The organism is Actinokineospora sp. NPDC004072 (assembly GCF_053604195.1).
Genome location: NZ_JBSGHB010000010.1, coordinates 14,970 through 40,424 on the forward strand (window position 1 = coordinate 14,970; position 25,455 = coordinate 40,424).

32 protein-coding genes are annotated in these 25,455 nt (G+C 72.8%); 18 read left to right on the forward strand and 14 right to left on the reverse strand.

Annotated features, from left to right (window positions below; translation table 11 throughout):
- Positions 1 to 18: 18 nt before the first annotated feature.
- On the reverse strand, positions 19 to 657 hold the full coding sequence (locus ACWEPX_RS16750; protein WP_451898072.1) for a DUF1707 SHOCT-like domain-containing protein: 639 nt from the start codon (positions 655 to 657) through the stop codon (positions 19 to 21).
- 22 nt (positions 658 to 679) lie between these two features.
- On the opposite strand from ACWEPX_RS16750, the gene ACWEPX_RS16755 reads away from it, so the two are divergent.
- From ACWEPX_RS16755 to ACWEPX_RS16800, 10 genes are all read left to right on the forward strand, one after another.
- Positions 680 to 1,456, forward strand: a complete 777-nt coding sequence (locus ACWEPX_RS16755) for a methyltransferase domain-containing protein (protein WP_451898073.1) — start codon at positions 680 to 682, stop codon at positions 1,454 to 1,456.
- Positions 1,457 to 1,466: 10 nt separating this feature from the next.
- Entirely contained in the window at positions 1,467 to 2,090 is a 624-nt protein-coding gene (upp, locus tag ACWEPX_RS16760; RefSeq protein WP_451898074.1) for a uracil phosphoribosyltransferase, read from the forward strand.
- A gap of 67 nt (positions 2,091 to 2,157) precedes the next feature.
- Positions 2,158 to 2,442 (forward strand): hypothetical protein, encoded by a 285-nt coding sequence (locus ACWEPX_RS16765; RefSeq protein ID WP_451898075.1) that lies wholly within the window; start codon positions 2,158 to 2,160, stop codon positions 2,440 to 2,442.
- A 14-nt stretch (positions 2,443 to 2,456) separates the two neighbouring features.
- A complete protein-coding gene (locus ACWEPX_RS16770) occupies positions 2,457 to 3,389 on the forward strand; it encodes a hypothetical protein (RefSeq protein ID WP_451898076.1) in 933 nt (310 codons plus the stop codon).
- The gene (locus ACWEPX_RS16775; protein WP_451898077.1) at positions 3,386 to 3,898 is read left to right on the forward strand and encodes a DUF3558 family protein; all 513 of its coding nucleotides are present in this window, start codon (positions 3,386 to 3,388) and stop codon (positions 3,896 to 3,898) included. The genes ACWEPX_RS16770 and ACWEPX_RS16775 overlap by 4 nt, the downstream gene beginning before the upstream one ends.
- 5 nt (positions 3,899 to 3,903) lie before the next feature.
- The gene (locus tag ACWEPX_RS16780) at positions 3,904 to 4,428 is read left to right on the forward strand and encodes a DUF3558 family protein (RefSeq protein ID WP_451898322.1); all 525 of its coding nucleotides are present in this window, start codon (positions 3,904 to 3,906) and stop codon (positions 4,426 to 4,428) included.
- The gene (locus ACWEPX_RS16785; RefSeq protein ID WP_451898078.1) at positions 4,425 to 4,946 is read left to right on the forward strand and encodes a DUF3558 family protein; all 522 of its coding nucleotides are present in this window, start codon (positions 4,425 to 4,427) and stop codon (positions 4,944 to 4,946) included. The genes ACWEPX_RS16780 and ACWEPX_RS16785 overlap by 4 nt, the downstream gene beginning before the upstream one ends.
- A 60-nt stretch (positions 4,947 to 5,006) precedes the next feature.
- On the forward strand, positions 5,007 to 5,516 hold the full coding sequence (locus ACWEPX_RS16790) for a DUF3558 family protein (RefSeq protein ID WP_451898323.1): 510 nt from the start codon (positions 5,007 to 5,009) through the stop codon (positions 5,514 to 5,516).
- Between the two features lie 29 nt (positions 5,517 to 5,545).
- Positions 5,546 to 5,752: a ribbon-helix-helix protein, CopG family gene (locus ACWEPX_RS16795; protein WP_451898079.1), complete on the forward strand. Its 207-nt coding sequence runs from the start codon at positions 5,546 to 5,548 to the stop codon at positions 5,750 to 5,752.
- Entirely contained in the window at positions 5,749 to 6,129 is a 381-nt protein-coding gene (locus ACWEPX_RS16800) for a type II toxin-antitoxin system death-on-curing family toxin (protein WP_451898080.1), read from the forward strand. The genes ACWEPX_RS16795 and ACWEPX_RS16800 overlap by 4 nt, the downstream gene beginning before the upstream one ends.
- Here the strand turns inward: ACWEPX_RS16800 and ACWEPX_RS16805 are convergent.
- Together ACWEPX_RS16805 and ACWEPX_RS16810 are read right to left on the reverse strand one after the other, a co-directional pair.
- Positions 6,126 to 7,361 (reverse strand): extracellular catalytic domain type 1 short-chain-length polyhydroxyalkanoate depolymerase, encoded by a 1,236-nt coding sequence (locus ACWEPX_RS16805; RefSeq protein ID WP_451898081.1) that lies wholly within the window; start codon positions 7,359 to 7,361, stop codon positions 6,126 to 6,128. The genes ACWEPX_RS16800 and ACWEPX_RS16805 overlap by 4 nt on opposite strands.
- Positions 7,362 to 7,404: 43 nt before the next feature.
- Positions 7,405 to 8,079 carry a polysaccharide deacetylase family protein gene (locus ACWEPX_RS16810; protein ID WP_451898082.1) on the reverse strand — a complete coding sequence of 225 codons (675 nt, stop codon included), beginning with the start codon at positions 8,077 to 8,079 and terminating at the stop codon, positions 7,405 to 7,407.
- A gap of 134 nt (positions 8,080 to 8,213) precedes the next feature.
- Here ACWEPX_RS16810 and ACWEPX_RS16815 point away from each other — a divergent pair, with 134 nt between their 5' ends.
- Positions 8,214 to 8,336, forward strand: a complete 123-nt coding sequence (locus tag ACWEPX_RS16815) for a hypothetical protein (protein WP_451898083.1) — start codon at positions 8,214 to 8,216, stop codon at positions 8,334 to 8,336.
- A gap of 252 nt (positions 8,337 to 8,588) precedes the next feature.
- Here the strand turns inward: ACWEPX_RS16815 and ACWEPX_RS16820 are convergent, their stop codons facing one another.
- Positions 8,589 to 10,085 carry an FG-GAP-like repeat-containing protein gene (locus ACWEPX_RS16820; protein ID WP_451898084.1) on the reverse strand — a complete coding sequence of 499 codons (1,497 nt, stop codon included), beginning with the start codon at positions 10,083 to 10,085 and terminating at the stop codon, positions 8,589 to 8,591.
- A gap of 117 nt (positions 10,086 to 10,202) precedes the next feature.
- On the reverse strand, positions 10,203 to 10,652 hold the full coding sequence (locus ACWEPX_RS16825) for a flavodoxin family protein (RefSeq protein ID WP_451898085.1): 450 nt from the start codon (positions 10,650 to 10,652) through the stop codon (positions 10,203 to 10,205).
- Between the two features lie 144 nt (positions 10,653 to 10,796).
- Here ACWEPX_RS16825 and ACWEPX_RS16830 point away from each other — a divergent pair, with 144 nt between their 5' ends.
- Entirely contained in the window at positions 10,797 to 11,843 is a 1,047-nt protein-coding gene (locus ACWEPX_RS16830; RefSeq protein ID WP_451898086.1) for a cobalamin-independent methionine synthase II family protein, read from the forward strand.
- On the opposite strand, the gene ACWEPX_RS16835 is transcribed toward ACWEPX_RS16830, so the two are convergent.
- From ACWEPX_RS16835 to ACWEPX_RS16850, 4 genes are read right to left on the reverse strand one after another with little or no spacing between them, the layout of a single operon-like run.
- The gene (locus tag ACWEPX_RS16835; protein ID WP_451898087.1) at positions 11,840 to 13,456 is read right to left on the reverse strand and encodes a phospho-sugar mutase; all 1,617 of its coding nucleotides are present in this window, start codon (positions 13,454 to 13,456) and stop codon (positions 11,840 to 11,842) included. The two genes, ACWEPX_RS16830 and ACWEPX_RS16835, sit on opposite strands and share 4 nt — an antisense overlap.
- Positions 13,453 to 14,259 carry a purine-nucleoside phosphorylase gene (locus ACWEPX_RS16840; RefSeq protein WP_451898088.1) on the reverse strand — a complete coding sequence of 269 codons (807 nt, stop codon included), beginning with the start codon at positions 14,257 to 14,259 and terminating at the stop codon, positions 13,453 to 13,455. Before ACWEPX_RS16840 ends, ACWEPX_RS16835 begins: the two co-directional genes overlap by 4 nt.
- A gap of 10 nt (positions 14,260 to 14,269) precedes the next feature.
- A complete protein-coding gene (locus tag ACWEPX_RS16845; RefSeq protein WP_451898089.1) occupies positions 14,270 to 14,692 on the reverse strand; it encodes an ABA4-like family protein in 423 nt (140 codons plus the stop codon).
- Entirely contained in the window at positions 14,689 to 15,600 is a 912-nt protein-coding gene (locus tag ACWEPX_RS16850) for a hypothetical protein (protein ID WP_451898090.1), read from the reverse strand. Before ACWEPX_RS16850 ends, ACWEPX_RS16845 begins: the two co-directional genes overlap by 4 nt.
- Before the next feature lie 102 nt (positions 15,601 to 15,702).
- Here ACWEPX_RS16850 and ACWEPX_RS16855 point away from each other — a divergent pair, with 102 nt between their 5' ends.
- Positions 15,703 to 16,338: a MerR family transcriptional regulator gene (locus ACWEPX_RS16855; protein WP_451898091.1), complete on the forward strand. Its 636-nt coding sequence runs from the start codon at positions 15,703 to 15,705 to the stop codon at positions 16,336 to 16,338.
- Positions 16,313 to 16,777, forward strand: a complete 465-nt coding sequence (locus ACWEPX_RS16860; RefSeq protein ID WP_451898092.1) for a GNAT family N-acetyltransferase — start codon at positions 16,313 to 16,315, stop codon at positions 16,775 to 16,777. Before ACWEPX_RS16855 ends, ACWEPX_RS16860 begins: the two co-directional genes overlap by 26 nt.
- Positions 16,778 to 16,784: 7 nt before the next feature.
- Here ACWEPX_RS16860 and ACWEPX_RS16865 read toward each other — a convergent pair whose 3' ends face one another.
- A complete protein-coding gene (locus ACWEPX_RS16865; protein ID WP_451898093.1) occupies positions 16,785 to 18,521 on the reverse strand; it encodes a glycerol-3-phosphate dehydrogenase/oxidase in 1,737 nt (578 codons plus the stop codon).
- 192 nt (positions 18,522 to 18,713) lie between these two features.
- Here ACWEPX_RS16865 and ACWEPX_RS16870 point away from each other — a divergent pair, with 192 nt between their 5' ends.
- Together ACWEPX_RS16870 and glpK are read left to right on the forward strand one after the other, a co-directional pair.
- Positions 18,714 to 19,460, forward strand: a complete 747-nt coding sequence (locus ACWEPX_RS16870) for an MIP/aquaporin family protein (RefSeq protein WP_451898094.1) — start codon at positions 18,714 to 18,716, stop codon at positions 19,458 to 19,460.
- 17 nt (positions 19,461 to 19,477) lie between these two features.
- Positions 19,478 to 20,992, forward strand: a complete 1,515-nt coding sequence (glpK, locus tag ACWEPX_RS16875) for a glycerol kinase GlpK (protein WP_451898095.1) — start codon at positions 19,478 to 19,480, stop codon at positions 20,990 to 20,992.
- Positions 20,993 to 21,047: 55 nt separating this feature from the next.
- On the opposite strand, the gene ACWEPX_RS16880 is transcribed toward glpK, so the two are convergent.
- Complete coding sequence (locus ACWEPX_RS16880; RefSeq protein ID WP_451898096.1) at positions 21,048 to 21,188, reverse strand: hypothetical protein; 141 nt, start codon at positions 21,186 to 21,188, stop codon at positions 21,048 to 21,050.
- Between the two features lie 184 nt (positions 21,189 to 21,372).
- Entirely contained in the window at positions 21,373 to 22,776 is a 1,404-nt protein-coding gene (locus tag ACWEPX_RS16885; protein ID WP_451898097.1) for an NAD(P)H-quinone dehydrogenase, read from the reverse strand.
- 115 nt (positions 22,777 to 22,891) lie between these two features.
- On the opposite strand from ACWEPX_RS16885, the gene ACWEPX_RS16890 reads away from it, so the two are divergent.
- Positions 22,892 to 23,356 carry a gamma-glutamylcyclotransferase gene (locus ACWEPX_RS16890; RefSeq protein WP_451898098.1) on the forward strand — a complete coding sequence of 155 codons (465 nt, stop codon included), beginning with the start codon at positions 22,892 to 22,894 and terminating at the stop codon, positions 23,354 to 23,356.
- Between the two features lie 77 nt (positions 23,357 to 23,433).
- The gene (locus ACWEPX_RS16895) at positions 23,434 to 24,003 is read left to right on the forward strand and encodes an AMIN-like domain-containing (lipo)protein (protein WP_451898099.1); all 570 of its coding nucleotides are present in this window, start codon (positions 23,434 to 23,436) and stop codon (positions 24,001 to 24,003) included.
- 4 nt (positions 24,004 to 24,007) lie between these two features.
- On the opposite strand, the gene ACWEPX_RS16900 is transcribed toward ACWEPX_RS16895, so the two are convergent.
- Together ACWEPX_RS16900 and ACWEPX_RS16905 are read right to left on the reverse strand one after the other, a co-directional pair.
- Positions 24,008 to 24,946, reverse strand: a complete 939-nt coding sequence (locus tag ACWEPX_RS16900) for a hydroxymethylglutaryl-CoA lyase (RefSeq protein ID WP_451898100.1) — start codon at positions 24,944 to 24,946, stop codon at positions 24,008 to 24,010.
- Complete coding sequence (locus tag ACWEPX_RS16905) at positions 24,933 to 25,451, reverse strand: PH domain-containing protein (protein WP_451898324.1); 519 nt, start codon at positions 25,449 to 25,451, stop codon at positions 24,933 to 24,935. The genes ACWEPX_RS16900 and ACWEPX_RS16905 overlap by 14 nt, the downstream gene beginning before the upstream one ends.
- Positions 25,452 to 25,455 lie beyond the last annotated feature (4 nt).

Genomic DNA, 25,455 nt, shown 5'->3' on the forward strand with positions numbered 1-25,455 from the left:
GGCGCGTAGCGCAAGGCGTCAGTCCTCGATCTCGGCGACGTCGTCGCGCTTGCGCTTCTTCGGCTTGCGGCACGGCTTGACCTCGACCCCGCCCATCATGGCGAACCCGGTGACCCGCACGACGGGCGCGCCGGGCGGGCCCTGGGTGTAGACCTTGTTCTCGAAGCCGCCCATGAACCCGCCGCCGGTCACGTGCACCGTGATGCCCTCGGGCACCCGCACCTCGACCCCGCCCATCAGGGCGAACGCCTGGATGACGGTCTCCTGGGCCTCGAAGCTGGCGTGCTCGAGGTCGATCTCGACCCCGCCCATGATCGCCACGGCGCTGAAGGTGGGCGGGATCGTCCACGGGCCGTTGCGCTCGGACCCGGACATGATGGCGACGGCGCTGGAGGAGGTCCCCCGGCCGCCGATGCGCGGCGAGACCGGCACGGCGGCGGGCGCGGGCCGCACGTGGGTGCCGGGCAGGTCGCGCACCAGCGGTTCCAGGTCGCCGAAGGTCTTGGCCGCGTACACCCGGTCCAGGCGCTCCTCCAGCTCGCCGACCGTCAGCCTGCCTTCGGCCATCGCGTCGTGCAGGATCTTCGCGAAGCGCTCCCGGTCGGCGTTGGACGCGCGCATCTCATGGGGACCGGGAACGGCGGGCAGATCGCTCACGTGGGTGAGCCTACAGTGAGGCATGGCGCAGCCCCCCTCGTTCCGCGCGGACCGGATCGATGACGCCGACCTCGCCCGGCTGGTCGCGGTGCTCGACCGGCAGGCCGCGATGGCGGGCGTGGTGCGGCTGCGGGCCTGGGCCCAGCAGGCGCTGGCCGTGCGCCCCGGCGATCGGGTCCTCGACGTGGGCTCGGGCACCGGCTCGGAGGTCGCCGCCCTGCGGGCCGCCGGGGCCGACGCCGTGGGCGTGGAACCCAACCCGGGCATGCGTTCGGTGGCCGCGGGCAGGCACGGCGACCACTTCGTCGAGGGCGACGCCCACCACCTGCCCTTCCCCGACGCCAGCTTCGACGCGGTGCGCTGCGAGCGCGTCTTCCAGCACCTCGCGTCGCCCGCGCAGGCCGCCGCCGAGATCGCCCGCGTGCTGCGCCCGGGTGGGCGGACCGCGGTCCTCGACAGCGACTGGGCCACCGCCATCACCCACCCCGGCGACCCCGAGGTGGCCGCCGCCCTCATGGCGACGATGCTGCGCTTCAGCGCCAACCCGCACGCCGCCCGGCGGCTGCCCGGCCAGCTCACCGCGGCGGGCCTGCGCGTGGTCGACATCGGTTCGGCGGCCCTGGTCCAGCCCGAGGTCGACACCGACCTGCTGGGCACCGCCCTGGCCGCCACCGTCGCCCGCGGAGCCATCACCGAGCCCCAGCGCGACGCCTTCCTCGCCGACCTGCGCGCGGGCGCGGCGGCGGGCGACTTCTTCATGTCCGTGACCATGTTCGCGGTCATCGCCGTCCGCGACTAGATTCCGGCGAATGGACGTCCGCACAGTCGACCACCCCCTGGCCAAGTCCCGCCTCACCGTGATGCGCGACGCCCGCACCGACAACGCCACCTTCCGCGCCGCCCTGCACGAGCTGACGGTCATGCTGGTCTACGAGGCCACCCGCGACGCCCCGCTGCGCACCGAGCGCATCCACACCCCCGTCGCCCGCACCGACGGCCACTGGCTGGCCAACCCCCCGCTCCTCGTCCCGGTCCTGCGCGCGGGCCTCGGCATGGCCGACCAGGCCCACCGCCTGATCCCCGAAGCCCAGATGGGCTTCGTCGGCCTGGCCCGCGACGAAACCACCCTCCAGCCGACCCCGTACATGGAATCCCTCCCGGAATCCCTCGCCAACCGCCCCGTATTCGTCCTCGACCCCATGCTGGCAACCGGCGGCTCAATGGCCCACACAATTCGCCTCCTGGTGGAGAGGGGCGCCACCGACGTCACCGCGATTTGCGTCCTGGCGGCCCCCGAGGGCGTCCAACACCTCCAGGAATCCGGCCTCCCCGTCCGCCTGATCACCGCCAGCATCGACGAACGCCTCAACGATTCCGGCTTCATCGTCCCCGGCCTCGGCGACGCCGGTGACCGCCAGTACGGAGCCGTTTAGCTCCACCCTTCGGGTGACCCGCGGAACCGCCTGATCACTCCTCCCGTCTCGGGCCAGGGGAGGAAAGATGACCAGTTCATTCGAGGCGCACCTGGACCAGCTCGCCCCCGTGGCGAATGAGGTGCTGCCCAGCCTGGCGGACGCCGTGCGCGCCCAGCACCGGGTGGTGACGACGCACGAAGGACTCGCAGGCCCTGGCGAGTTCGCCGCCGCCGACCCGATGCAGCGCGCGTACGCGGAGTTCACCGACATCCTCGGCACGCGCCTGTGGCTCGGCGGCCAGCGCATCGACGACACCGCGCAGGTCCTCGGCGAGATCATCGCCAGCTACCGGAAGGCGGACGGCCGGTGAGCGGGGCCGCGTGGGTGAGCGACACCGACCTCGGCCTCGCAGCCCTGCGGCTCGGCGAGAAGATCGTGGAGATGTACCTGGCCGCGGGCCTGGGCCCGGTGGGCACCTTCGGCCCCGACCACGACCGAACCCTGGTCGACTCCGTCGTCCTCGACGCCGCCGACTTCGCCGCCCTCGACCCGCAGAAGATCATCGACGAAGCCGACCGGATGCTGGCCGTCTGGCGCTCCCTGGCCGCCAACGACCAGGCGGACGCCGACCTCGCCCAAGCCGCCACCTGGCTGGCCACCAACTGGACAGGCGAGGCCGCCGACCGCTTCCACGACCAGATGGTCTTCATCGAGAAGTTCCTCGTCGGGCACGCCGCCTTCGTGGAGCGGGCGCTGCTGGCGCTGGGGATGATGCTCGCGGTCGCCGTCCGGGCCCGCCGCAACTACCTGGAGCTCGCCGAGGGGGCGGTCCGGGCCTGCGAGCAGGAGATGGCCGCCCAGGAGGTGCGCACCGCCGAAGCGGACACCAAACGGGTGTCGACCTTGGTCAACGGGGTCATCGACCTGTTCGGGAACAACCCGGCCGCGCTCGCCAAGAGCGGCATCCAGACGGCGGTCAGCGTGGTCGCGGCGGAGCTGGAGATCAATCTGAAGCAGTCGGGCGCACCCCAGGTGGTGGAGGGCTACCTCGCGGGCAGGCAGGCGTTGCGCGAGGACTTCGCCGAAGCGCTGGGGCAGATCGAGGGGTGGGTGAGGCGGGAGGCGGGGTCGATGGTGGAGACGCCGGTGGCGTTGTTGGAGCCGCTGCCCGCGTCCTACCGCCCGTCCAGCCCGGACTTCCGGTACGAGGTGTTCGCCAGCGGCTATCGGCCGGTCGAGCGGTTCGGGCCGCTGGTGGAGCAGGCGCAGGCCCCGAACCCGCACAGCGTGGTGAGTAGGCGGTTGGGGGCGGTATGAGGGCGGTTGGACTGCTGGTGCTGGTTGTGCTGACCGGATGTGGTGCGGGGGAGGCTGAGGGGCCGGTGCCGAGTCCGCCGTCGGGGAGTGCGCCGCCTCCGGTGGCAGGGGTGGCGCCGCTGCTGGTGGGGGCTCCTTGCGAGCTGGTGGACCAGGCCATGCGGCGGGAGTTGGGTGTTGATGTGGCCGGTGTTCCCTACACCGAGCGCGGGGCGTGGGTGTGCCGGTGGGAGCGGGAGGGGATGGCGGGGGTTGGGCTCGGGGTGAGCGTGGAGGCCGAGGTGGACCCGTTGGCGGGGGTGCGCGGTCAACGGGGGGCGCTGGCGGGGGAGGTGGGCGGGTTTCCGGCGATCGAGCTGGCTGGGGAGCACGTGTGCGACGTCTACGTGCAGACCGCGCCGGATCAGGGGTTCAGCGTGGTGTACGGGGCGCTGGACCGGGTGCTCGACGCCTGCGGGGGTGCGCGGAAGGTGGCCGAGTCCCTTGCCGCCCGGGTGCGGGAGGGGTGAGCGCGATGCTGTGCCGGAAGGGTTCCGCAGCCCTGATCGGGGCTCTGGTCCTCGCTGCGGCGTGCTCGCCGCCCGACGAGCCGGTCCCGTCACCCCCGACGACCGCCCCGGTCACGGCCGCCGTGGACATGGCGACGTTCGTCGACGATCCCTGCGGCTTGGTTGATCGTGATGTGCTGCGGCGGCTCGGGGTGGAGGTGGAGGGGTTCTCGGCCCAGTATCCCGGGGGGAAGGCGTGTGATTGGGAGCAGGGTGGGGCGCTGGGGGTGGGGTTGTGGGTGGCGGTGGTGAGTGCGGGGGATCCGTTGGGTTCGGTGCGGGGCGGTTCTGGGGTGGAGAGCGTCGATGTGGGCGGGTTCGCTGCGCAGATCCGGCCGGGGGATCGGGAGAAGTACTGCCAGTTCCACGTGGAGACGAGGCCGCGGCAGGGACTCGTCGTGGGGTTCGGGGCGGCGGACGGGAGTGTTGCTGATCCCTGCGGGGGAGTCAGGTTGGTGGCCGAAGGGATTGCTGCGAAGGTGCGGGGATGAAGGTATTTCTGGTGTTGGTGGTATTGCTGACCGGGTGCAGTCAGGTTGAGAAGGAAATTCCTCGGCCGGTTGCTACGACGACCGTTCCTACAACGGTGGCCGAGGCTGCGTTCGTTGATCCATTGATGGGTATCGAGCCGTGCGCGCTTGTGGATAAGGGTGTGCGGGAGCGTTGGGGGGTTGGGGTGGAGGGGTTTGCGTATACCGGGGATGGGGAGCGGTCGTGCACGTGGGAAGAGGATGGGGCGTCGGGGATTGGGTTGAGTGTTTCGGTTAAGCCTGGTGGGGATCCGCTTGAGCAGGTGCAGGGGCGCGGGGGGCAGCGGGATGTCGTGGTCGGGGGGTTCGCCGGGGTGTTGATCGCGCTGGAGCCGGACATGGTGTGCGAGATCTGGGTCAGGACGGCGCCGGGGCAGGGGTTCAAGGTGCTGTACGGGGCGCTCGATCAGGTGGTGGATGCGTGTGGGGGTGCGTGGGAGGTCGCTGAGGGGTTGGCTGCGCGGGTGCGGGCCGGGTGAACGCGGCGCGCTGGCGGGGTACGGTGCGGTGAGCGTAAGGCTGCTGTTGCTCTTGGTGCTCTGGTCGTTCTCGCGGGTTGCTCCACCTCAGGTGAGCAGGCGGCTCCGCCCACGACCACCGCAGAGCCGACCACCACGACCACCACCGCGGAGACGACGACCGCCGCGCCGGAGACCACCGCCGACATCACCGGCTACGTCGGCAAGGGGTGCGAGCTGGTCGGGAAGGACGTGCTCGCAGGCGTGGGGATCACCACCGCAGGCCAGAACCGCGGGGTCGCGGTCTGCATGTGGATCGATCCCGGGGCCAAGCGGAAGGTGATGCTGCGGCTCATCGGCGACCACGACCCGCTGGTGGAGGTGCGGGGCGCCCCCGACCGGGTGAGCAGCACCATCGGCGGCTTCCCGGCCGCGCAGCTGACCAACGGCCAGGAGAAGGCGTGCGACGTCTACGTGCGCACCGCGCCCAACCAGGGCTACATGGTCATGTACGGGACGATGGACGGCTCCGGCGGGGATCTCTGCCCCAGTGCGGTGAAGGTCGCCGAGGACGTCGCCGGACGGGTCTGAGCTGGTATCACGGTGGTACCATCCCTCGCATGGCCATGACCTTGCGGCTGACCGACGAGGAGAACGCGCGCCTCGACGAGCTGGCCGCCGCCGAGGGGCGGTCCAAGCAGGAGGTCCTGCGGCTGGCGCTCAACGAGCGCTGGGCCAGGATGCAGAAGGAGGAGCAGCTCGGCGAGGTCCTGGGCCGGGTCCTGCCGCGCTACCGCACCCTGCTGGACCGGATCGGCACGGTTTGACCGCCTACCTCGACGCTGGCGACCTGCTGGTCTTGGCCGCCGCGGTGACCGGGGGCGACCTGGTCGTGCGGGATCTGGGGCTGCTCGACTCCGCGGCGCACCGGCCGCGGGCGACCGTGCTCGGCGTGGAGGCCTACGACTCGCTGTGGCTCAAGGCCGCGGCGCTGCTCGACTCCGTGGTGCGGACCCGGCCGCTGGCCGAGGGGAACTGGCGGCTGGGCTGGGTCGCCGCGGTGACCATGTGCGACCTCAACGGCTACTGGATCGACGCCGGCACCGACGCCGCGCTCGACCTCGTGCGGGAGGTCGGGCGCGGCGCGGTCGAGGTGCGCGAGGTCGCCGAGCGCCTGCGGGCGTGGGCGCTGCCCAAGGGCTAGCCGCAGGGCGTGCCGTTCAGGGCGAACGAGGACGGCTGGGCGGTGTTGCCGCTGTGCGTCGCCTGGAACCCGAAGGACGCCGACCCGCCTGCCGGGATCGACCCGTTCCACTGCACGTTGCGCGCCTGCACCGCCCCGCTGCTCGGCGCGACGGTCGCGTTCCACGCGCTGGTCACCGCCTGGCCGGGCGGCAGCGTGAACGCCAGCGTCCACCCGTTGACCGGCGTCGTGCTCGATACGGTGACCGACGCGGTGAACCCGTTGTTCCACGTCGTCATCGCATACGTCACCGTGCAGCCCGAACCGGCGGCCGTGGTGGTGGTGACCGGCGGCGGACCGCTGGTCAGACCCAGGAACTCCAGGGCGCGCGCCGCCATCCCGCTGGACAGCAGGTTGTGCCCGGTGCCCTGCATGCTGATCGCCTCGACCTTGTCGGCGTACCGCGTGCGGGTCCAGCCCGTCGCCGGGTGGTCCGTCGAGGTCGGCGTCTGGGAGAGGCCGTGGACGTCGGTCCACTGCTTGATCTCCTCGCCGAGGTTCGGGTACCGCAGCGTGTCGTCGGCGGTGCCGTGCCACAGCTGCATGCGCGGCCGCGGGCCGGTGTAGCCCGGGTGGGCCGCGCGCACCAGGTCGCCCCACTGCTGGGCGGTCCGGATGAGCTGGCCCTGCGCGCACTGGCTGTTCCACGACGACCCGTCGGCGGTGGCGAAGCACCCGAACGGCACGCCCGCGAACGCGACGCCACCGGCGAACACGTCCGGGTAGGCGCCCAGCAGCACGTTGGTCATCATCGCCCCGGACGACACACCCGTGGCGTAGACGCGGGCGGCGTCCGCGCCGTAGCGGGAGATGACGTGCCGCACCATCGACACGATCCCCTGCGAGTCGCCGCCGCCGTCGCGGGTCAGCGTGGCCCGGGAGGACACGTCGAAGCAGTTGCCGCTGCGGTTGGCCGACGGGTAGATCACGATGAAGCCGTGCTGGTCGGCCAGCCGGGCGAACTCGGTGCCGGAGTGGAAGGCCGGGCCGGTTCCGGTGCAGTAGTGCGAGGCGACCAGCACCGCGGGCCGCTGGCGCACCGAGTCCGGCACGTACAGGTGCATCCGCAGGTTGCTCGGGTTGGGGCCGAAGGAGGTCACCTCCACCAGCACCGCCGCCTGCGCGCCCGGTGCGGCGACCACCAGGGCAGCCGCCGCCAGGGCCGCCGTGACCGCGGCGACCAGCCGCCTCACGGTGCCACCGCCAGCGCGGCCGTCACCGCGGCGACCAGCCGCCTCACGGTGCCACCGCCACCGGATGGCCGCCGCGCACCGCGATCCGGCCCGCGCACAGGCCGCGCTCGGCCAGGTCGGACACGATCAGCGGCACCGCGTCGATGGTGTTCTGGATGCCGTCGTGCAGCAGGATGATCCCGCCCGGGCCCAGCGCGGCCGCGCGCGACCGGATCTCCTCGACGGGCACGCCCGCCCAGTCGCGCGAGTCGACCGTCCACAGCACCTCGGTCATCCCCAGCCGCCGCGCCACCGCCCGGACCCCGTCGTCGGTCGCGCCGTAGGGCGGGCGGAACAGCGTCGGCCGCTGCCGGATCGCCCGGATGGTGGCGACCTGCGTCTTCACCAGCTCGGCGAACGCCTCCTGCCGGGGCAGCGCCGTCAGGTCGGGGTGGGTGTAGGAGTGGTTGCCGATCCACATGCCCGCATCGGCGGTGATCCGCTGGAGTTGCGGATTCGCGTCGATGTTGCGTCCGACGGTGAAGAATGTCGCGCGGACGCCCGCCGCGTCCAGCGCCGCGAGCAGCCGAAGCGTGGTCGCGGGATTCGGTCCGTCGTCGAAGGTGAGTGCGACATAGCCGTTTGCGCAGCTAGCAGGGGCTGCCTGGGCGGGAATGGCCAGGGCCGCCATGACGAGCGCGGTGGCGGCCAACGCTTTCCGAAATCGTTTCCGGGACATTCATTCACTATTGCCCCCGCCCGGTGTGACGGGCAACACCACGAATATCTTTCGCGCCGAATGCCCCCCACCGCCGGATGAACGGCGCACGAGCGGCTTGACCCGGTGCGCGCTCCAGCCCCAACCGTCGCCCCGTGACCTACTCGATCGCCGAGGCAGCCCACCGCAGCGGGCTGTCGATGCGGCGCTGCTCGCCGCGAAAGGCCGAGTCATGGGCGGGCTCGCCGTCCCAGACCTCCATCCGCACGGCGGGGTAGTGGTCCGTCCCTGCGCTCCGCAGGTGAAGCCCCCTGGCCTGCCGATCACGAACCACTCGGACGTAGGGACCCCCAACGCGAGCGCGACCCGACTGCTGTTGATCTCCCGTACGGTGAAATGTCCATACTCGACGGTGACCTTGATCGGGGCGACGTCGGCGCGGGCGCCCCTCGCCAGTTCGCCGGGAGGCTTGGGAGACGAAAGCCCGCCCCCGGGCAACCAGCGGTTGCGCGAGGGCGGGCGTCGGGAGGTCAGCGGCAGGAGACCAGGATGATGCCGAAGGCGGCGCACTCCACCGACGACTTGTCGTTGGCCGGGTTGGGGTCGGCTGGGGTGCTCGTGGTGCGCTCGGCGGTGAGCTTGGTCGTGGTGACTGCGAACGGGTTCACCGGGGAGGAGAACTTGCGGGTCACCGCGCCGTCCACGGCCAGGGGGCCGGTCGAGCAGGACAGGACGGACTCGGCGACCGTGCAGCCCGCGCCCGGCTTGATCCGGACGTTGCGCGGGATCGCCAGGGTGACCGCGCCGGACTCCAGGGCGTCGGGGCCGGAGTTGCGGATGGTCAGGGTGTAGTTGACCTCGGAGACGAACAGCCCGATGTACGGCCGCGCGGTCAGCTTCACCGACACGTCGGCCGCGGCGGGCACCGGCGGCGCGGTGCGGTTGAGCAGCACCGAGATGCCGTCGGCGTGCCGGTTCGTGGTCACCAGGTCGATGCGGCCGTCGACGTCGAGGTCGGCGGCGTGGATCTCGGTCGGCCAGGTGTTGACGCCCAGCGTGGTCGCCGGGGTGAAGGTGCCGTCGCCGTTGCCCAGCACGGCCACCGAGTCCGCGCCCGCGACGGTGGCGGCCAGGTCGGCGTCGCCGTCGCCGTCGAGGTCGGCCACCGCGACGCCGTAGGGGTTCGGGCCGACCGCGATGGCGACCGGGGCGGCGTACGACGGGCCGGACAGCACGGTGACCGTCCCGCTGCCGTGGTCGGCCGTCGCCAGGTCGAGCACGCCGTCGCGGTCGAAGTCGCCCACGGCGATGTCGATCGGGTTGGTGCCCGCCGGGAACGCCAGCGGCGCGGCGAAGGTGCCATCGCCCGCGCCCTTGTAGACCGACGCGGTGCCGCTGGAGAAGCCCGCGGTGGCGATGTCGGTGGCACCGTCGCCGTCGAGGTCGGCCAGGACGATCCCGCGCGAGTAGCCCCCGCCCGGCAGGTCGGTCCCGGCCGCGAGGGTGCCGTCGCCCGCGCCGAGCAGCACGGTGATGCCCTCGGGCCGGGAGATGACCACGTCGGCGTCGCCGTCGTCGTCCAGGTCGCCCGCGGCGATGCCCTCCGCGCCGCCCGCGACCGGGTAGCCGGCGCGCTGGGCGAAGGTCCCGTCGCCGTTGCCCAGCAGCACCGACACCTCGCCGGTCGTGGTCACGGCCAGGTCGGCCTTGCCGTCGCCGTTGAAGTCCGCCGCCGCCAGGCCGGTGGGCTCGGGGCCCGGGTAGACCGACGCGGCCGAGCCGAACGCGCCGCCGCCGGCGCCCAGCAGGATGCTCAGCTCGTACTGGTAGCGGTCCGCGGTGATGATGTCGGGTCTGCCGTCGCCGTTGAGGTCTGCGGAGAGCACGGACTCCGGGTGGTTGCCCGTCGGGTAGTCGACCCGCGGCGCGAACGTGATGGGGTGCGCTGCCGCGGCGGGCGGCGCGATGGCCACGGCGGCTGCCGTGGCCAGGGTGATGGCGGCGGCCACCCGGGCGCGCTTGGGCATGCGGGACTACCTCTTTCGTGGGGAACGCGGGACGTCGCTGCCCACATCGCTCCCGCGGGCCTGTCCGTTTCTCCCGGTTCGCTGCGTGCCGCGTCCCCTTCGGACCGTGACCGGCCGCTAGAGCAGCCCGGCGGCCACCGTCGCGCCCAGCTCCCAGCAGCGCTCGATGTCGTCCTTGGTCGGCGTCCCGAGCACGGTGACCGGCTCGAACACCCGCTTCCAGCCCAGCCCGCCCGCGATCCGCTCGACGCTGGCGACCGCGCCCTCGACGCCTTCGTTGCCGTGGACGTAGCAGCCGAACGGCAGCCCGCGGCCCTGGTCGAGGGTGGGGTAGTACACGGTGTCGAAGAAGTGCTTGAGCGCCCCGCTCATGTAGCCGATGTTCGCGGGCGTGCCGACCACCACGCCGTCGGCGGCCAGCAGGTCGACGGCGGTCGCCGCCAAGGCGGCCCTGCGCACCACGGTGACGCCCGCCAGCTCCGGGTCGGACGCGCCTGCGACGACGGCCTCGAACATCGCCTGCAGCGCGGGCGACGGCGTGTGGTGCACGATCAGCAGCGTCGGCATGCGGCCAGCTTAGGGACGGCGGCGCGCGCGCCTGCCGGGTCGTTGCGTGGCAGGTAGCTCGTTCGGGTCAACATCCTGCTGCGATCGGGCAGTGTTGGACCGGCGCCCTGCCCCCCGGGCCGGCGCGGCCCTAGCGTCCGCACCATGATCATTCCCACCGAGCCGATCGGCAGCATCCCCCGCCCCCGGGCCTTGCAGGAGGCGCTGTCCCGCGGGGACGCCGACCTCGCCCGCCTGCAGCAGGAGGCCACGGCGGACACCCTGGCCCAGCTGGAGAAGCTGGACTGCCCGGTGCTCGTCGACGGCGAGCAGAGCAAGCCCAGCTTCCTCACCTACCCGCTGGCGGGCCTGGACTCCCTCGACCCGAGCGGGGTGGTCATCCCCTTCGCCGACGGCCACACCCGCCAGCTCCCGTGCCTGACCGCCGGGCCCTTCCGGTACCGCACGCGCGCGGAGACCTACCTGCGCGCCGCGATGGCCCTCACCGACCGGCCGGTCAAGCAGGCCGTCATCGCCCCGTCGGCGCTCAGCCTGCTCTACCCGCCGGACGGCATCGACGGCTACCCCCGCGAGGCGTTCCTGGCCGACCTGGCCGACGAGGCCGAGGCCGACATCCGCGGCTGCCTCGCGGCGGGGGCGCACGCGGTGCAGCTCGACTTCACCGAGGGGCGGCTCTCGCTCAAGCTCGACCCCAGCGGCGGCGTGCTCGACGCCTTCATCGACCTCAACAACGAGGTCCTCGGCCGGTTCAGCGAGGACGAGCGCGCCCGCATCGGCGTGCACACCTGCCCGGGCGGCGACCACGACTCCACGCACAGCGCCGACGTCGACTACGCCGAGCTGCTGCCCAAGCTGTTCGGGCTCAAGGCGGGCAACTTCTACGTCCAGCTCGCCAGCGAGGCCGACCCCGAGCGGGTGCTGCAGGTCATCGCCGACAACCTGCGCCCCGGCATCCGGGTGTTCGTCGGCGTGACCGACCCGATCTCGCCCACCGTCGAGACCCCGGAGGAGGTCCGCGACCGGGTCCTGGCCGCGGCCCGGCACATCCCCGTCGACCAGCTCGGCACCTGCGACGACTGCGGCTTCTCCCCGTTCGCCGACGACACGTCGACCTCGCGCGACCTGGCCTTCGCCAAGATCGACGCGCGGGTGCGCGGCACCCGGCTGGCCGCGGCCGCGCTGGGGCTCTAGGCCAGCCGCTCGGACATCTCCGCGACCAGGGCCGCCATCCGCTCGTGCGCCTCGTCGGCGCGGTCGTGCGGGGCGACGACCTCCAGGTAGGCCTTCACCTTCGGCTCGGTGCCCGAGGGCCGGACGACCACCCGCAGGCCGTCGCCGCGGAAGCGGAGCACGTCGGCGGCGGGCAGGAGGTCCTCGGCGGTGACCGCGGTCCCGCCGAGGGCGGTGGGCGGCTCGGCCCGCAGGGCGGCCATCAGCGCGCCGATGCGGGCCAGGTCGGTCACCCGGATCGACACCTGACGGGTCAGGTGCAGGCCGTGCTCGCGGGCGAGGTCGTCGAGGGCGTCGGTGAGCGTGCGGCCCGCCGCCTTCAGGGTGGCGGCGAGGTCGCAGGCCAGCACGGCGGCGGAGATGCCGTCCTTGTCCCGGACGTGGTCGGGGTCGCAGCAGTGGCCGAGAGCTTCCTCGTAGGCGTAGACCAGACCGGTGCCGCGGCCGTCGCCCGCGCGGACCAGCCACTTGAAGCCGGTCAGGGTGGCGTCGTAGCGGACGCCGCGGGCGCGGGCGATGGACTCCAGCAGCGACGACGACACGATCGTGTTGGCGACCAGGGCGTCCGGCGGCGCGTCGGCGAGCAGGTGGGCGCCCAGGAGCGCGCCGGTCTCGTCGCCGGTGAGCATGCGCCAGCCCTGCGGGCCGGGCACGCCCAGCGCGCAGCGGTCGGCGTCGGGGTCGAGCGCGATGGCCAGGTCCGCGCCCACCTCGGCGGCCCTGGCCAGCAGCAGGTCTGTCGCGCCCGGCTCCTCCGGGTTGGGGAAGCCGACGGTGGGGAAGTCCGGGTCGGGCTCGGTCTGCTCGGCCACCAGCGCCACGTCGGTGAACCCGGCGCGGTGCAGGGCCAGCGACAGCGGGCCCGCGCCGACGCCGTGCAGCGCGGTGGCGACCACGCGCAGCGTGCGCGCGGTGCCGCGGGGCAGGGTGACCACGCGGTCCAGGTACTCGTCGAGCATGTCCACGGTGGACACCGCTTCGGGCGCGCGCGGGATCGAGACCGCGGCGGGCGCCGCGGCGATGGCCGCCTCGATCTCCCGGTCGGCAGGCGGCACGATCTGGGTGCCGTCGCCCAGGTAGAGCTTGTACCCGTTGTCCGCAGGCGGGTTGTGCGACGCGGTGATCTGCACCCCGGCCACCGCCCCGAGCCGCCGGACCGCGAAGGCCAGCACCGGGGTCGGCAGCGGGCCGGGCAGCACCCGCACCGCGAAGCCCGCCGCGGCCAGCACCGCGGCGGCGTCGGCGGCGAACTCGACCGAGCCGTGCCGGGCGTCGCGGCCGACCACGACGGTCCCGGACAGCCCCTGCCGGGTGAGCCAGGCGGCCAGCCCCGCCGTCGTGCGGATCACGACGGCGCGGTTCATCCCGTTGGGACCGGCCCGGACCGGACCGCGCAGGCCAGCGGTGCCGAAGGTGAGCGGCCCGGCCATCCGGTCGGCCAGCTCGGCCGCCGCCTCGGCGCTGCCGCCCATCGCCGCGGCCAGCACGGCCTGCAGCTGCGCCCGGTCGGCCTCGGACGGGTCGTCGGCGATCCAGCGGAAGGCGCGGTCGCGCAGCTCCGGCGTCAGCCTCATGAGCGGGCGATCAGCTCGCGGAGGAACCCGCCGAGCGCGGTCGCCGAGCGGCGGCCCGCCTCCAGCACCTCCAGGTGGTCCAGCGGCTCGCCGGTCATGCCCGCGGCCAGGTTGGTCACCATCGACAGGCCGAAGACCTCCACGCCCAGCGCGCGGGCGGCGATCGCCTCCAGCACCGTGGACATGCCGACCAGGTCGGCCCCCCAGCCGCGCAGCATCCGGATCTCCGCCGGGGTCTCGAAGTGCGGGCCGGGCAGCCCGGCGTAGACGCCCTCGACCAGCGTCGGATCGATCTCCTTGGCCAGCGCCCGCAGGCGGGGGGAGTAGAGGTCGGTCAGGTCGACGAACTCGGCCCCGACCAGCGGGGAGCGGGCGGTCATGTTGATGTGGTCGCTGATCAGCACCGGCTGGCCGATCCGCGCCTCCGGCATCAGGCAGCCCGCGGCGTTGGTCAGGATGACCGTCTTGGCCCCCGCCGCCGCGACCGTCCGCACGCCGTGCACGACGCGGCTCATGTGGACGCCCTCGTACAGGTGCGTGCGGCCGAGGGTGACCAGGACCTTGCGCCCGTCGACGTCGACCGAGCGGACGGTGCCGCCGTGCCCGGCCACGGTCGGGGCGAGGAAGCCCGGCAGCTCGGCCAGCGGGAGCTCGGCGGTGGGCTCGCCGAGGACGTCGGCGGCCGGGCGCCAGCCCGAGCCCAGGACCAGCGCCAGGTCGTGGCGCTCGATCCCGGTCCGCTCGGCCAGTTCCCGCGCCGCGAGGGCGGCAGCACCCAGGGGGTCAGTCTCGATGTCGGTCACGGCGGCGAGCCTACGCGGCGGCCCTGCGCCGTGCGCGCAACGCCAGGAACACCGGCAGCACCAGCGGTGAGAGCAGGATCAGCGCCGCCAGCAGCGGCCCCATCAGCAGCGGGTGCAGGTCCAGCCTGCGCGACTCCCGGTAGACCCAGCGGCCGAGGAACAGGTCCCAGGCCAGGATCTGCGCCCACAGCAGCGCGACCGCCCGGTCGTCGGCGAGCAGGTCCTTGAGGCCGTCGAGCGACGGGCTCGACACCGCAGACCACAGCTCCGGGAAGATCGGGACGGCCAGGACGATCCAGATGAGCACGCCGGGCAGCACGATCCACGGGCTGGCCACCACGCGCTGGGTCACCGACCAGCGCGGCGCGAAGATCATCAGCGCCCAGAACGGGACGGTGACGTAGAAGGCGAGGTCGAACAGCAGGGACGTCACGCGGCCACCAGCTCCCGCGCCGACCGCGCCCAGGAGACCCCCGCCGCGCCCGCGCCGATGAGGACGGCCAGGCCCGCCAGGGTCAGCCAGTCCGGGGACAGCAGCGGCTGCCCGCGGAACGCCTGCCAGGTGACCAGGGCGATCAGGCCGCAGTAGACGACGCCCGCCGTCCACACCATCCGGTAGCGGACCTCCTCGGCGCGCAGCACGGCGTGCCGGGCGGCCAGCACGGCCAGCGCGAGCGCGACCAGCGGCAGGACCTGCAGGGCGTGCAGGCCGACGAAGTGCGGGATGCGCAGGTCGCCGCCGGTGGTGCTCCACGCCGTCAGCGGCATGCCGGGGCCGCCCTCCACCACGCCGACGGAGTGGGTGCCGGAGAAGCCCTCGCGCAGGCTGTCGCGGGTGGTCATCGGCACGCCGAGCAGCATGCCGACCAGCGAGATGCCCAGGCCCAGCCGGATGGCCAGGTTCTCCGGGCGCGGGGCGATCCGGCGGGCGCCGATGACGACCGAGGCGACCAGCGTGGCCACCCAGAAGACGATGATCGTCAGGCCCATCAGCTCGAACAGCGCGCCGTCGAGCTCGGTGGTGCTGTTGAAGTGGCTCTCCCGGCCGCGGATGGTCTGGGTGAGCAGGATGCCCATCTCGATCGCCGCCGTGGCGATGATGACCGCCGATGCCGCCGACAGGACCCGGGAGCGCTTGGGCAGCAAGGAGATGAGCCAGGCCCATGCGAGGCCGTAGAGCATGAACGACAGCGCGAACTTCAGCGGCTTGAGCCAGATGGGCGCGCCGACGAGCACCCGGTCGTCGACGAGCAGGCCACCTGCGGAGACGGCGGCGACGGCGGTCATGACTACGGTGAAGACGATGAACGGACGGTTCCAAGCGGCTAAGGCGGTGCGCATCGTGGGGCCCCTGTGACAGATGGATAGCGGAACTCTCTACTGTCGATAGTTACCCTATCCATTCGGTGGGGGCAACCCTGGAGTGCCCGGAGGAGGAGCGGCGTGCGCATCGCCGAGTTGAGCCGGGTCAGCGGCGTCCCGGTCCCGACGATCAAGTTCTACCTGCGCGAAGGCGTTCTCCCCGCGGGTGAGCGCACCGGTCGCAACCAGGCCCGCTACGACGAGTCGCACGTCCGCAGGCTCCGTCTTATCCGGGCCATGGTCGACTTGGGCGGGCTGTCGCTGGCCACCGTCGGGGAGATCGTGGCCGCCGTCGACGCCCCCGACGACGACCGCGACCACCTGATGGGCCAGGTCTCCAAGAGCCTGATCAACGCCCCCGACGAGGTCGACCCGGACGCGCTCGCGGTGGCCGAGGGCGTGCTGGCCGAACTCGGCTGGGAGGACGCCTGCGGGCACCCGTCGGTGCGCACGCTGGCCGCGGTCGTCGCCGCCGCCCGCGACCTGGGCCACGACCTCGTGCCGAACCTGGTGGCGTACGGTCGGGCGTGCCGGGCCATCGCGGCGGCCGACCTGGACTACGTCACCGGGATGGACGTCGACCGGATGCTGGAGAGCGTCGTGGTCGGGACGCTGCTGGGCGACACCGCCCTGCTGGCGCTGCGCCGGATCGCGCAGACCGTCGAATCGCACAAGCGCTACGGGGGAGCCGATGATCAGCCTGCGGGAGATCACTGAGGACAACCGGGAGGCCGTCACCGCCCTGCGCGTGCGCCCCGACCAGGAGCGCTTCGTCGCCTCGGTCGCCAAGTCCTTCGCCGACGCCGCCGCCAACCCCGGCGCCAACCCCTGGTACCGCGCGATCTACGCGGGCGACGAGCCGGTCGGCTTCGTGATGCTCAGCTGGGACGTCCCGCCGGACCGCGGCTTCCTCGGCCCGTTCTTCCTCTGGCGCCTGCTGGTCGACCACCGCCACCAGGGCAAGGGCCACGGCAGCGCCGCCCTCGCCCTGGTCGTCGACCTCATCCGCGACGCAGGCGCGACCGAACTGGTCACCAGCTACGTCCCGGGCGACGGCGAACCCCTGCCCTTCTACCGCTCCCTCGGCTTCCACCCCACCGGCGAGGTGGACGACGACGAACTCGTCCTCCGCCTGCCCATCCCACCCCGACCCTGAGCCGCGGTCAGAGCGGTTCGACCAGGCCTGCGCGGGCTTCGGGGGCCGCGACGCGGCTGGCGTCGGCGGCCTCGTCGTCGGATTGGGTCTGCGAGGCGCGTTCGGCTTCCACCCTGGCCAGGTAGAGCGCCACCTCGCGCTCGCGGGTCGCCTCGTCCCAGCCCAGGACCTCGCCCACCAGGTCGGCGGCCTCGCGGGCGGTCTCCACGCCGCGGTGGGGGTACTCGATGCTCACCCGGGTGCGGCGGGCCAGGACGTCCTCCAGGTGCAGCGCGCCCTCGTGGCTGGCGGCGTAGACCGCCTCCACGCGCAGGTAGTCCGGGGCGCCCTCTAGGGGCTTGAGCAGGTCGGGCCGGTCCTGGGCGAGGGCGAGGACCTCGTGCAGCAGCGAGCCGTAGCGGTCGAGCAGGTGGCGGACGCGGTAGGGGTGCAGGCCGTGCCGGGCGGCCAGCAGGTCGGCCTGGTTGACCAGCGCGTGGTAGCCGTCCGCGCCCAGCAGCGGGACCTGGTCGGTGATGCTGGGCTGCAGCCTGCCCGGCAGGTCGACCGCGGCGGCGTCCACCGCGTCGGCCGCCATCACCCGGTAGGTCGTGTACTTGCCGCCCGCGATCGCGATCAGGCCGGGGGCCACCCGGGCCACGGCGTGCTCGCGGGAGAGCTTGGAGGTCTCCTCGCTCTCCCCGGCCAGCAGCGGCCGCAGGCCCGCGTACACGCCCTCGATGTCGTCGTGGGTCAGCGGGCGGGCCAGCACGGTGTTCACGTGGTCGAGGATGTAGTCGATGTCGCCGCGCGTCGCGGCCGGGTGCGCCAGGTCGAGGTTCCAGTCGGTGTCGGTGGTGCCCACGATCCAGTGGTTGCGCCACGGGATCACGAACAGCACCGACTTCTCCGTGCGCAGGATCAGCCCCGACTCGGCGATGATCCGGTCGCGCGGGACGACGATGTGCACGCCCTTGCTCGCCCGCACCCGGAACCGGCCGCGGCTGCCGGAGACCCGCTGCAGCTCGCCGGTCCACACCCCGGTGCAGTTGATCACCACCTCGGCGCGCACGTCGGCCTCCCGGCCGTCCTCCACGTCGCGCACGCGCACCCCGGTCACCCGGTCGGCCTCCCTGAGGAAGCCGACGACCTGGGTGGACGTGCGCACCACGGCCCCGTAGTGCGCGGCGGTGCGGGCGACGGTCATGGTGTGGCGGGCGTCGTCGGCCTGGGCGTCGAAGTAGCGGATGCCGCCGATGAGCGCGTCGCGCTTGAGCGCGGGCACCAGCCGCAGCGCGCCCGCCCTGGTCAGGTGCTTCTGGCCGGGCACGCTGCGGGCGCCGCCCATCGTGTCGTAGAGGAACAGGCCCGCCGCGGTGTACGGCCGCTCCCAGATGCGGTTGGTCAGCGGGTAGAGGAAGCTGACCGGCTTGACCAGGTGCGGCGCGAGCCGGGTGAGCATCAGCTCGCGCTCGCGCAGCGCTTCCCGGACCAGGCCGAACTCCAGCTGCTCCAGATAGCGCAGCCCGCCGTGGAACAGCTTGCTGGAGCGGCTGGACGTCCCCGACGCCAGGTCGCGCGCCTCCACCAGCGCCACCCGCAGCCCGCGCGTCGCGGCGTCCAGCGCGGTCCCGGTCCCCACGACCCCGCCGCCGACGACCACCACGTCGAAGCGCCGCTGCGCCAGCTCCGCCCAGGCCCGCTCCCGCTCCGCGGGCCCGAGCACGCCGCCGAACCGGTCCGCTGTGGAGTGTTGCCCGCCCACGTCGCCACCTCCGCATCGTCTCCGCGTCCCACGCTACCGCCGCGCCGGGCTCCCGGCTCGACCTGCGCGCGGCGGGCGGGGGCGGTGGGATTTACAGCTCGTGCGTCGAGAGGTAGCGTCCGAGATCACTCAGGGTAGGCACCGACGCCTCGCCCGCGCGGGAGCCCGCCCACCACGTGAGGGGAGACCGGCGTGGACCTCGACTTCGGCGAAATCCTGCTCTGGGAGCTGCTGGGCACCGCGGCGCTGACCCTGCTCGGCTGCGGCGTCGTGGCCAACACCGTGCTGCGCCGGTCGTTGGGCTTCAACGGCGGCTGGCTGCTGGTCAACTTCGGCTGGGGGTTCGCGGTCTTCGTCGGCGCCAGCATCGCCGCGCCGACCGGGGCGCACATCAACCCCGCGGTGACCGTCGGGCTGCTGGCCGCGGGCGACCTGGAGTGGTCGGCGGTGCCCGCCTACTTCATCGGGCAGCTCGTCGGGGCGTTCATCGGCGCGGTGCTGGCCTGGGCGGCCTACAAGCTCCAGTTCGACACCCACGACGAACCGCAGAACACGCGCGGGATCTTCTGCACCTCGCCCACGGTGCCCAACAAGCCCTGGAACACGCTCACGGAGGTCATCGGCACGTTCATCCTCGTGCTGTGGATCCTGACCTCCCCGACCATCACCGCCGACGGCAGCGGTGTGCCGAACTTCGGCAACTCCGCGCTCGGGTACGCCGCGGTCATGTTCGTCGTCGTCGGCATCGGCAACTCGCTCGGCGGCCCGACCGGCTACGCCATCAACCCCGCCCGCGACCTCGGCCCCCGGCTGGCGTACGCGGTGCTGCCGATCCGCGGCAAGGCGGGCGCCGACTGGGGGTACTCCTGGGTGCCCGTCGTCGGCCCGCTGGTCGGGGCGGTGCTGGCCGGGCTCCTGACGCAGATCCTGCCCGGCTGACGAGAAAGGCGGCACGCATGACGAAGTACGTGGCGGCGATTGATCAGGGCACCACGTCCACCCGGTGCATGATCTTCTCCCACGACGGGCAGGTGGTCGCGATCGATCAGCGCGAGCACAAGCAGATCTTCCCGCGCGCCGGGTGGGTCGAGCACGACCCCAGGGAGGTGTGGGAGAACACCCGCGCGGTCGCCGCGGGCGCGCTGGCCAAGTCGGACCTGCACCTGACCGACATCGCCGCCGTGGGCATCACCAACCAGCGCGAGACCGCGCTGGTGTGGGACCGGCGCACCGGCGAGCCGGTCTACAACGCCATCGTCTGGCAGGACACCCGCACCGACCGCATCGCCGCCTCCCTCGGCGCGCTCGGCGGCGGCCAGGAGCGGTACCGGGCGAAGACGGGCCTGCCGCTGGCGACGTACTTCTCCGGCCCGAAGATCCGCTGGATCCTGGACAACGTGGACGGCGCCCGCGAGCGCGCCGAGGCGGGCGACCTGCTCTTCGGCAACATGGACACCTGGGTGCTGTGGAACCTGACCGGCGGCGTCGACGGCGGGGTGCACATCACCGACCCGACCAACGCATCGCGCACGCTGCTGATGGACCTGTCCACACTGGACTGGGACGCCGACATCGCCGCGGAGATGGGCGTGCCGCTGTCGATGCTGCCGCAGATCCGCTCGTCGTCGGAGGTGTACGGCAAGGTCCGCGAGCGCGCCGCGCTGGCCGGGGTGCCGATCGCGGGCATCCTCGGCGACCAGCAGGCGGCGACCTTCGGCCAGGCGTGCCTGTCCCCGGGCGAGGCCAAGAACACCTACGGCACCGGCAACTTCGTGCTCCTCAACACCGGCACCGAGCAGGTGATGAGCGAGAACGGCCTGCTCACCACGGTCTGCTACAAGATCGGCTCCAGCGACCCGGTCTACGCCCTGGAGGGCTCGATCGCGGTCACCGGGTCGCTGGTGCAGTGGATAAGGGACAACCTGGGCATGATCTCCAGCGCCGCGGAGATCGAGGAGCACGCGCGGCAGGTCGAGGACAACGGCGGCTGCTACTTCGTCCCCGCCTTCTCCGGGCTGTTCGCCCCCTACTGGCGCTCCGACGCCCGCGGCGCGATCCTCGGCCTGACCCGGTTCGTCACCCGCGGCCACCTGGCGCGGGCGGTCCTGGAGGCCACCGCCTTCCAGACCCGCGAGGTCATCGACGCGATGAACGCCGACTCCGGCGTCCCGCTGACCGCGCTGAAGGTCGACGGCGGCATGGTGGCCAACGAGCTGCTGATGCAGTTCCAGGCCGACATCCTCGGCGTGCCGGTCATCCGCCCGGTGGTCGCCGAGACCACGGCCCTCGGCGCTGCCTACGCGGCGGGCCTGGCCGTGGGCTTCTGGTCCTCCGAGGAGGACATCCGCAACAACTGGGCCAAGGACAAGGAGTGGACGCCCGAGCTGTCCGACGACCAGCGCGAGCGCACGTACCGCAAGTGGAAGAAGGCGGTGACCCGCACCTTCGACTGGCTGGATGACGAGGACTGACCACCCTCGCCCGCGACGCCCCCGCAGTCGCGCCCTGCGGGGGCGCCGCGCTGCCTCAAGCGGCGCCCGGGCAGCGCTGGCGCGCCGCGCGCAGCCGGGGGACCTGGCCGATGCCGCCGCAGCGGCGGCAGAAGTCCTTGCGGTTCGGGGCGAGGCCGGAGCCGAGGCATTCGGGGCATTCGGTGCGACGGGACATGTTCGCCTCCATCACTGATCGGTTGGATCAGGGGTACCGGCAACCGCCAGTTGCGGGGAAGGTCGTTGAGCGCCTTCACCCATCCTTGTGATGTATCGATCACGCACCGGGTCACGCTACCGGCTTGATCGACAACGCCATCGCTCGACCGGGCGAATTCTCGATCAAGCTCCCGCCACCGGCGTCAGTCCAGGTCGTCGTGGCGCATGAGCCTGCGCCCGGCCTCGGTGATCGAGCCCGACAGCGAGGGGTACACCGAGAACGTCAGCGCGAGGTCGTCCACGGTCAGCTGGTTCTGCACCGCCAGCGCGATCGGCAGGATCAGCTCGCTGGCGCTCGGGGCCACGATCACCCCGCCGATCACCACGCCGGTCGCCGGGCGGCAGAACAGCTTGACGAAGCCGCGGCGCAGGCCCTCCATCTTCGCCCTGGCGTTGGTGGCCAGCGGGAGCATGATGGTGCGCGCGGGCACCTCGCCGGAGTCGATGGCCTGCTGGCTGATGCCGACGGTGGCGATCTCCGGGTGGGTGAAGACATTCGCCGCGACCGTCTTGAGCTTGATCGGCGCGACGCCCTCGCCCAGGGCGTGCCACATGGCGATGCGGCCCTGCATGGCGGCCACCGACGCCAGCATCAGCACGCCGGTGCAGTCGCCCGCGGCGTAGACGCCGGGCACCGAGGTCCGCGACACCCGGTCGACCGGGATGAACCCGCCCGGTCCGGGGGTGATGCCCACCCGCTCCAGCCCGATGTCGGTCGTGTTCGGCACCGAGCCCACGGTCATCAGCGCGTGGCTGGCCCGCACCGTCTCCCCGCCCTTGAGGTGCACGACCACGCCGCTGTCGTCCCGGTCGATGCGCTCGGCCCGGGCGTGCTTGACCAGCGTCGTCCCGCGCTCGGCGAAGACGTCCTCCAGCACGACGGCGGCGTCGGCGTCCTCGTGCGGCAGCACCCGGTCCCGGCTGGAGATCACGGTGACCTTGACGCCCATCTCGATGAACGCCGAGGCGAACTCCGCCCCGGTCACCCCGGAGCCGACCACCACCAGGTGCTCGGGCAACTCCTCCAGGTCGTAGATCTGCCGCCAGTCCAGCACCCGCTTGCCGTCGGGCTCCGCGCCCGGGATGACCCGCGGCGTCGCGCCCGTGGCGACCAGCACGACGTCGGCGTCGAGCACGTCGGTGGCCCCGTCCGGGCCGGTCACGGCCACCCGGTGGGCGGCCATGCCCGCCCGGTCGTCGCAGAACCGGGCGGTGCCGGTCAGCAGCCGGATGCCCTCGCGCTGGAGCCGGTTGCGGATGTCGGCCGACTGGGCCAGCGCCAGGCCGCGCACCCGGCCGCGCACGACCGGCAGGTGCACGGTGGAGTCCACGTCGTCGGTGCCGATGCCCAGCTCGTCGGCGTCGCGGAAGGCCGAGCGGGCCGCCGCCGAGGCGATGAAGGTCTTGGACGGGACGCAGTCGTAGAGCACGCACGCCCCACCCAGGCCGTCGCGCTCGACCACGGTGACCTCGGCCCCGTGCTGCGCGGCGACCAGGGCGGCCTCGTAGCCCGCCGGTCCTCCACCCATGATCACGATGCTGGTCACAAGGCCCTCCATGCTGGTCGCGTCCGCTCACAGCCTAGGCGGGCGCGCACCGGGCCCGAACGCCAACCCGCGCGCCCGCCTGCCCGCACCGCTCGCACTCGCTAGGCTGTCCGGCGTGCCGCTCTACGCCGCCTACGGGTCGAACATGGACCCGGCCCAGATGATGAAGCGCGCCCCGCACTCGCCGATGGTGGGCGCCGGGTGGCTGGTCGGCTGGCGCCTGACCTTCGGCGGGGAGGACCTCGGCTGGGAGGGCGCGCTCGCCACCATCGTCGAGGACCCCGGCTCCCAGGTCTTCGTCGTCATCTACGACGTGGTCGAGGACGACGAGAACAACCTGGACCAGTGGGAAGGCGCCGAGATGGGCCTGCACTCCAAGATCAGGCTGCGGGTGCAGACGATGGAGGGCTCGGTGCTGGCCTGGCTCTACGTCCTCAACGACTACGAGGGCGGCCTGCCCTCGGCGCGCTACCTCGGGGTGATCGCCGACGCCGCCGAGGCGGCGGGCGCGCCCAGCGACTACGTGGCCGACCTCAGGACACGGCCGTGCAACGGAATCGGGCCCGCCCCCACCAGCTGACAACCGGCGCGGCCCCCGCACGTCTCCTCCTACGTGACAGCAGTCACGCTCCCATCAATCCCAGGGAGGGGATTGTGATGCGAGGTACCTGGGCCAGACGCGCCGCCGCCGCCGTGGCGGCCATCGGCGCGGCCGCGGCGCTCGCGGTGGTCGGCACGTCCTCCGCGACGGCGACGGAGGGCTACTGCGGGCTCTCCTGGGGGTCGCTGCCCAAGGCGGCGGCGCCCACCGAGACCGGCGCGCTCACCGGCGTGCGCGGCGGCAGGCACGAGTGCTGGGACCGCCTGGTGCTCGACGTCCGCGCGCCGGGGGCCGACGGGTTCCGCGTCGAGTACGTCGACGAGGTGACCGAGGACGGCTCCGGCCAGGTCGTCCCGCTGCGCGGCGGGGCGAAGCTGCAGGTCGTGGCCATCGCGCCCGCCTACGACAGCGCGGGCAACCCGACCTACACCCCGGCCAACCGCCGCGAGCTGGTCGACGTCACCGGGTGGGACACCTTCCGCCAGGTGGCGTGGGCGGGCTCGTTCGAGGGCCAGACCACCATCGGGCTGGGCGTGCGCGCCCGGCTGCCGTTCCGGGCGTTCGTCCTGGACGGCCCCGGCAGCGGCTCGCGCATCGTCGTCGACGTCGCGCACCGCTGGTCGTAACCGCTCACCCGCGCAGCGCGCGGACCACCCGCGACGGGCTGGGGCGCCCCAGCCGCGTCGCCATCCAGGCGCTGGTGTCGGCCAGCTTGTCGAGGTCGACACCGGTCTGGATGCCCAGGCCGTCGAGCATCCACACCAGGTCCTCGGTGGCCAGGTTGCCGGTCGCGGACTCGGCGTAGGGGCAGCCGCCGAGCCCGCCTGCGCTGGAGTCCACTGTGGTCACCCCGAGGCGCAGCGCGGCCAGGGTGTTCGACAGCGCCTGGCCGTAGGTGTCGTGGAAGTGCACGGCCACCGCATCGACCGGGACACCGGCCCCGGTCACCGCGGCGACCACCGCTTCGACGTGGCCCGGGGTGGCCACCCCGATCGTGTCGCCGAGGGACAGCTGCGAGCACCCCATCGCCATCAGCCGCGCGCCGACCGCGGCGACCTGGGCGGGCTGGACCGGGCCCTCCCACGGGTCGCCGAAGCACATCGACACGTAGGCGCGCACGTCGACGCCCTCGGCGACCGCCCTGGCCACGACCGGCTCGAACATGGCGAACTGCTCGTCGAGGGCGCGGTTGAGGTTGCGCCGGGCGAAGGTCTCGGTGGCGCTGCCGAAGATGGCGATGTGCCGCACGCCCGCGGCCAGCGCCCGGTCGAGGCCCTTCTCGTTGGGCACCAGCACCGGGTAGCGCACACCGTCCACAGGCGACAGCGCGGCCAGGACCTCGGCGGCGTCGGCGAGCTGGGGCACCCACTTGGGGTGCACGAAGCTGGTGGCCTCCAGCGTGGTCAGCCCGGCGTCGGCCAGCCGGGCCAGGAACTCGACCTTGACGTCGACGGGGACGACCGCCTGCTCGTTCTGCAGCCCGTCGCGCGCCCCGACCTCCCAGATGGTCACCCGCTCGGGGAGGTCCCCCGGCACCACCTGGGGGAGTCCGACCTCACGCGCGCCCATCGATCGCCCGGAAGTCGTCGTGCGGGTTGTCGTTGACCTCGCGGTAGAGCAGCGTGTGCACCTTCTCCACGTTCGGGATGTCGTCGAACTCCAGCGGCTCCTGCGCGCTGGACTCGATGATCAGCGTCCCGCAGCCCACGATCCGGTCGATGATGCCGTGCTCGAAGCGGACGCTGGAGATGCGCCGCAGCGGGATGTCGATCCCGGTCCGGTTGACCACGCCCTCCCGGGCCATCACCCGGTCGGTGGTCACGATGAAGTGGGTCGTGCGCCAGCGGACGAACGGGACGAAGAACAGCCAGACGATGAGGACCAGCGCGACCGCGCCGATGATGATCCAGGCGATGGTCGCCCAGGACAGGTCCTGGACCAGGACGGCCCCCCAGATGCCCAGGCCGAGCACGACGACCAGGGCCAGGTAGGGCACCAGCAGCATCTTCCAGTGCGGGTGCTTGTGGATCACGACGACTTCGCCGTCGCTGAGCAGGTCGTCGGGGTAGGCCACGGTG

Excerpts from the sequence above, each read along its gene's own strand:
- ACWEPX_RS16755 (WP_451898073.1), top strand. The coding sequence starts at position 680 with ATGGCGCAGCCCCCCTCGTTCCGCGCGGACCGGATCGATGACGCCGAC.
- upp (WP_451898074.1), top strand. The coding sequence starts at position 1,467 with ATGGACGTCCGCACAGTCGACCACCCCCTGGCCAAGTCCCGCCTCACC.
- ACWEPX_RS16765 (WP_451898075.1), top strand. The coding sequence starts at position 2,158 with ATGACCAGTTCATTCGAGGCGCACCTGGACCAGCTCGCCCCCGTGGCG.
- ACWEPX_RS16775 (WP_451898077.1), top strand. The coding sequence starts at position 3,386 with ATGAGGGCGGTTGGACTGCTGGTGCTGGTTGTGCTGACCGGATGTGGT.
- ACWEPX_RS16780 (WP_451898322.1), top strand. The coding sequence starts at position 3,904 with ATGCTGTGCCGGAAGGGTTCCGCAGCCCTGATCGGGGCTCTGGTCCTC.
- ACWEPX_RS16785 (WP_451898078.1), top strand. The coding sequence starts at position 4,425 with ATGAAGGTATTTCTGGTGTTGGTGGTATTGCTGACCGGGTGCAGTCAG.
- ACWEPX_RS16795 (WP_451898079.1), top strand. The coding sequence starts at position 5,546 with ATGGCCATGACCTTGCGGCTGACCGACGAGGAGAACGCGCGCCTCGAC.
- ACWEPX_RS16810 (WP_451898082.1), bottom strand. The coding sequence starts at position 8,079 with ATGTCCCGGAAACGATTTCGGAAAGCGTTGGCCGCCACCGCGCTCGTC.
- ACWEPX_RS16820 (WP_451898084.1), bottom strand. The coding sequence starts at position 10,085 with ATGCCCAAGCGCGCCCGGGTGGCCGCCGCCATCACCCTGGCCACGGCA.
- ACWEPX_RS16825 (WP_451898085.1), bottom strand. The coding sequence starts at position 10,652 with ATGCCGACGCTGCTGATCGTGCACCACACGCCGTCGCCCGCGCTGCAG.
- ACWEPX_RS16830 (WP_451898086.1), top strand. The coding sequence starts at position 10,797 with ATGATCATTCCCACCGAGCCGATCGGCAGCATCCCCCGCCCCCGGGCC.
- ACWEPX_RS16835 (WP_451898087.1), bottom strand. The coding sequence starts at position 13,456 with ATGAGGCTGACGCCGGAGCTGCGCGACCGCGCCTTCCGCTGGATCGCC.
- ACWEPX_RS16850 (WP_451898090.1), bottom strand. The coding sequence starts at position 15,600 with ATGCGCACCGCCTTAGCCGCTTGGAACCGTCCGTTCATCGTCTTCACC.
- ACWEPX_RS16860 (WP_451898092.1), top strand. The coding sequence starts at position 16,313 with ATGATCAGCCTGCGGGAGATCACTGAGGACAACCGGGAGGCCGTCACC.
- glpK (WP_451898095.1), top strand. The coding sequence starts at position 19,478 with ATGACGAAGTACGTGGCGGCGATTGATCAGGGCACCACGTCCACCCGG.
- ACWEPX_RS16880 (WP_451898096.1), bottom strand. The coding sequence starts at position 21,188 with ATGTCCCGTCGCACCGAATGCCCCGAATGCCTCGGCTCCGGCCTCGCC.
- ACWEPX_RS16895 (WP_451898099.1), top strand. The coding sequence starts at position 23,434 with ATGCGAGGTACCTGGGCCAGACGCGCCGCCGCCGCCGTGGCGGCCATC.
- ACWEPX_RS16900 (WP_451898100.1), bottom strand. The coding sequence starts at position 24,946 with ATGGGCGCGCGTGAGGTCGGACTCCCCCAGGTGGTGCCGGGGGACCTC.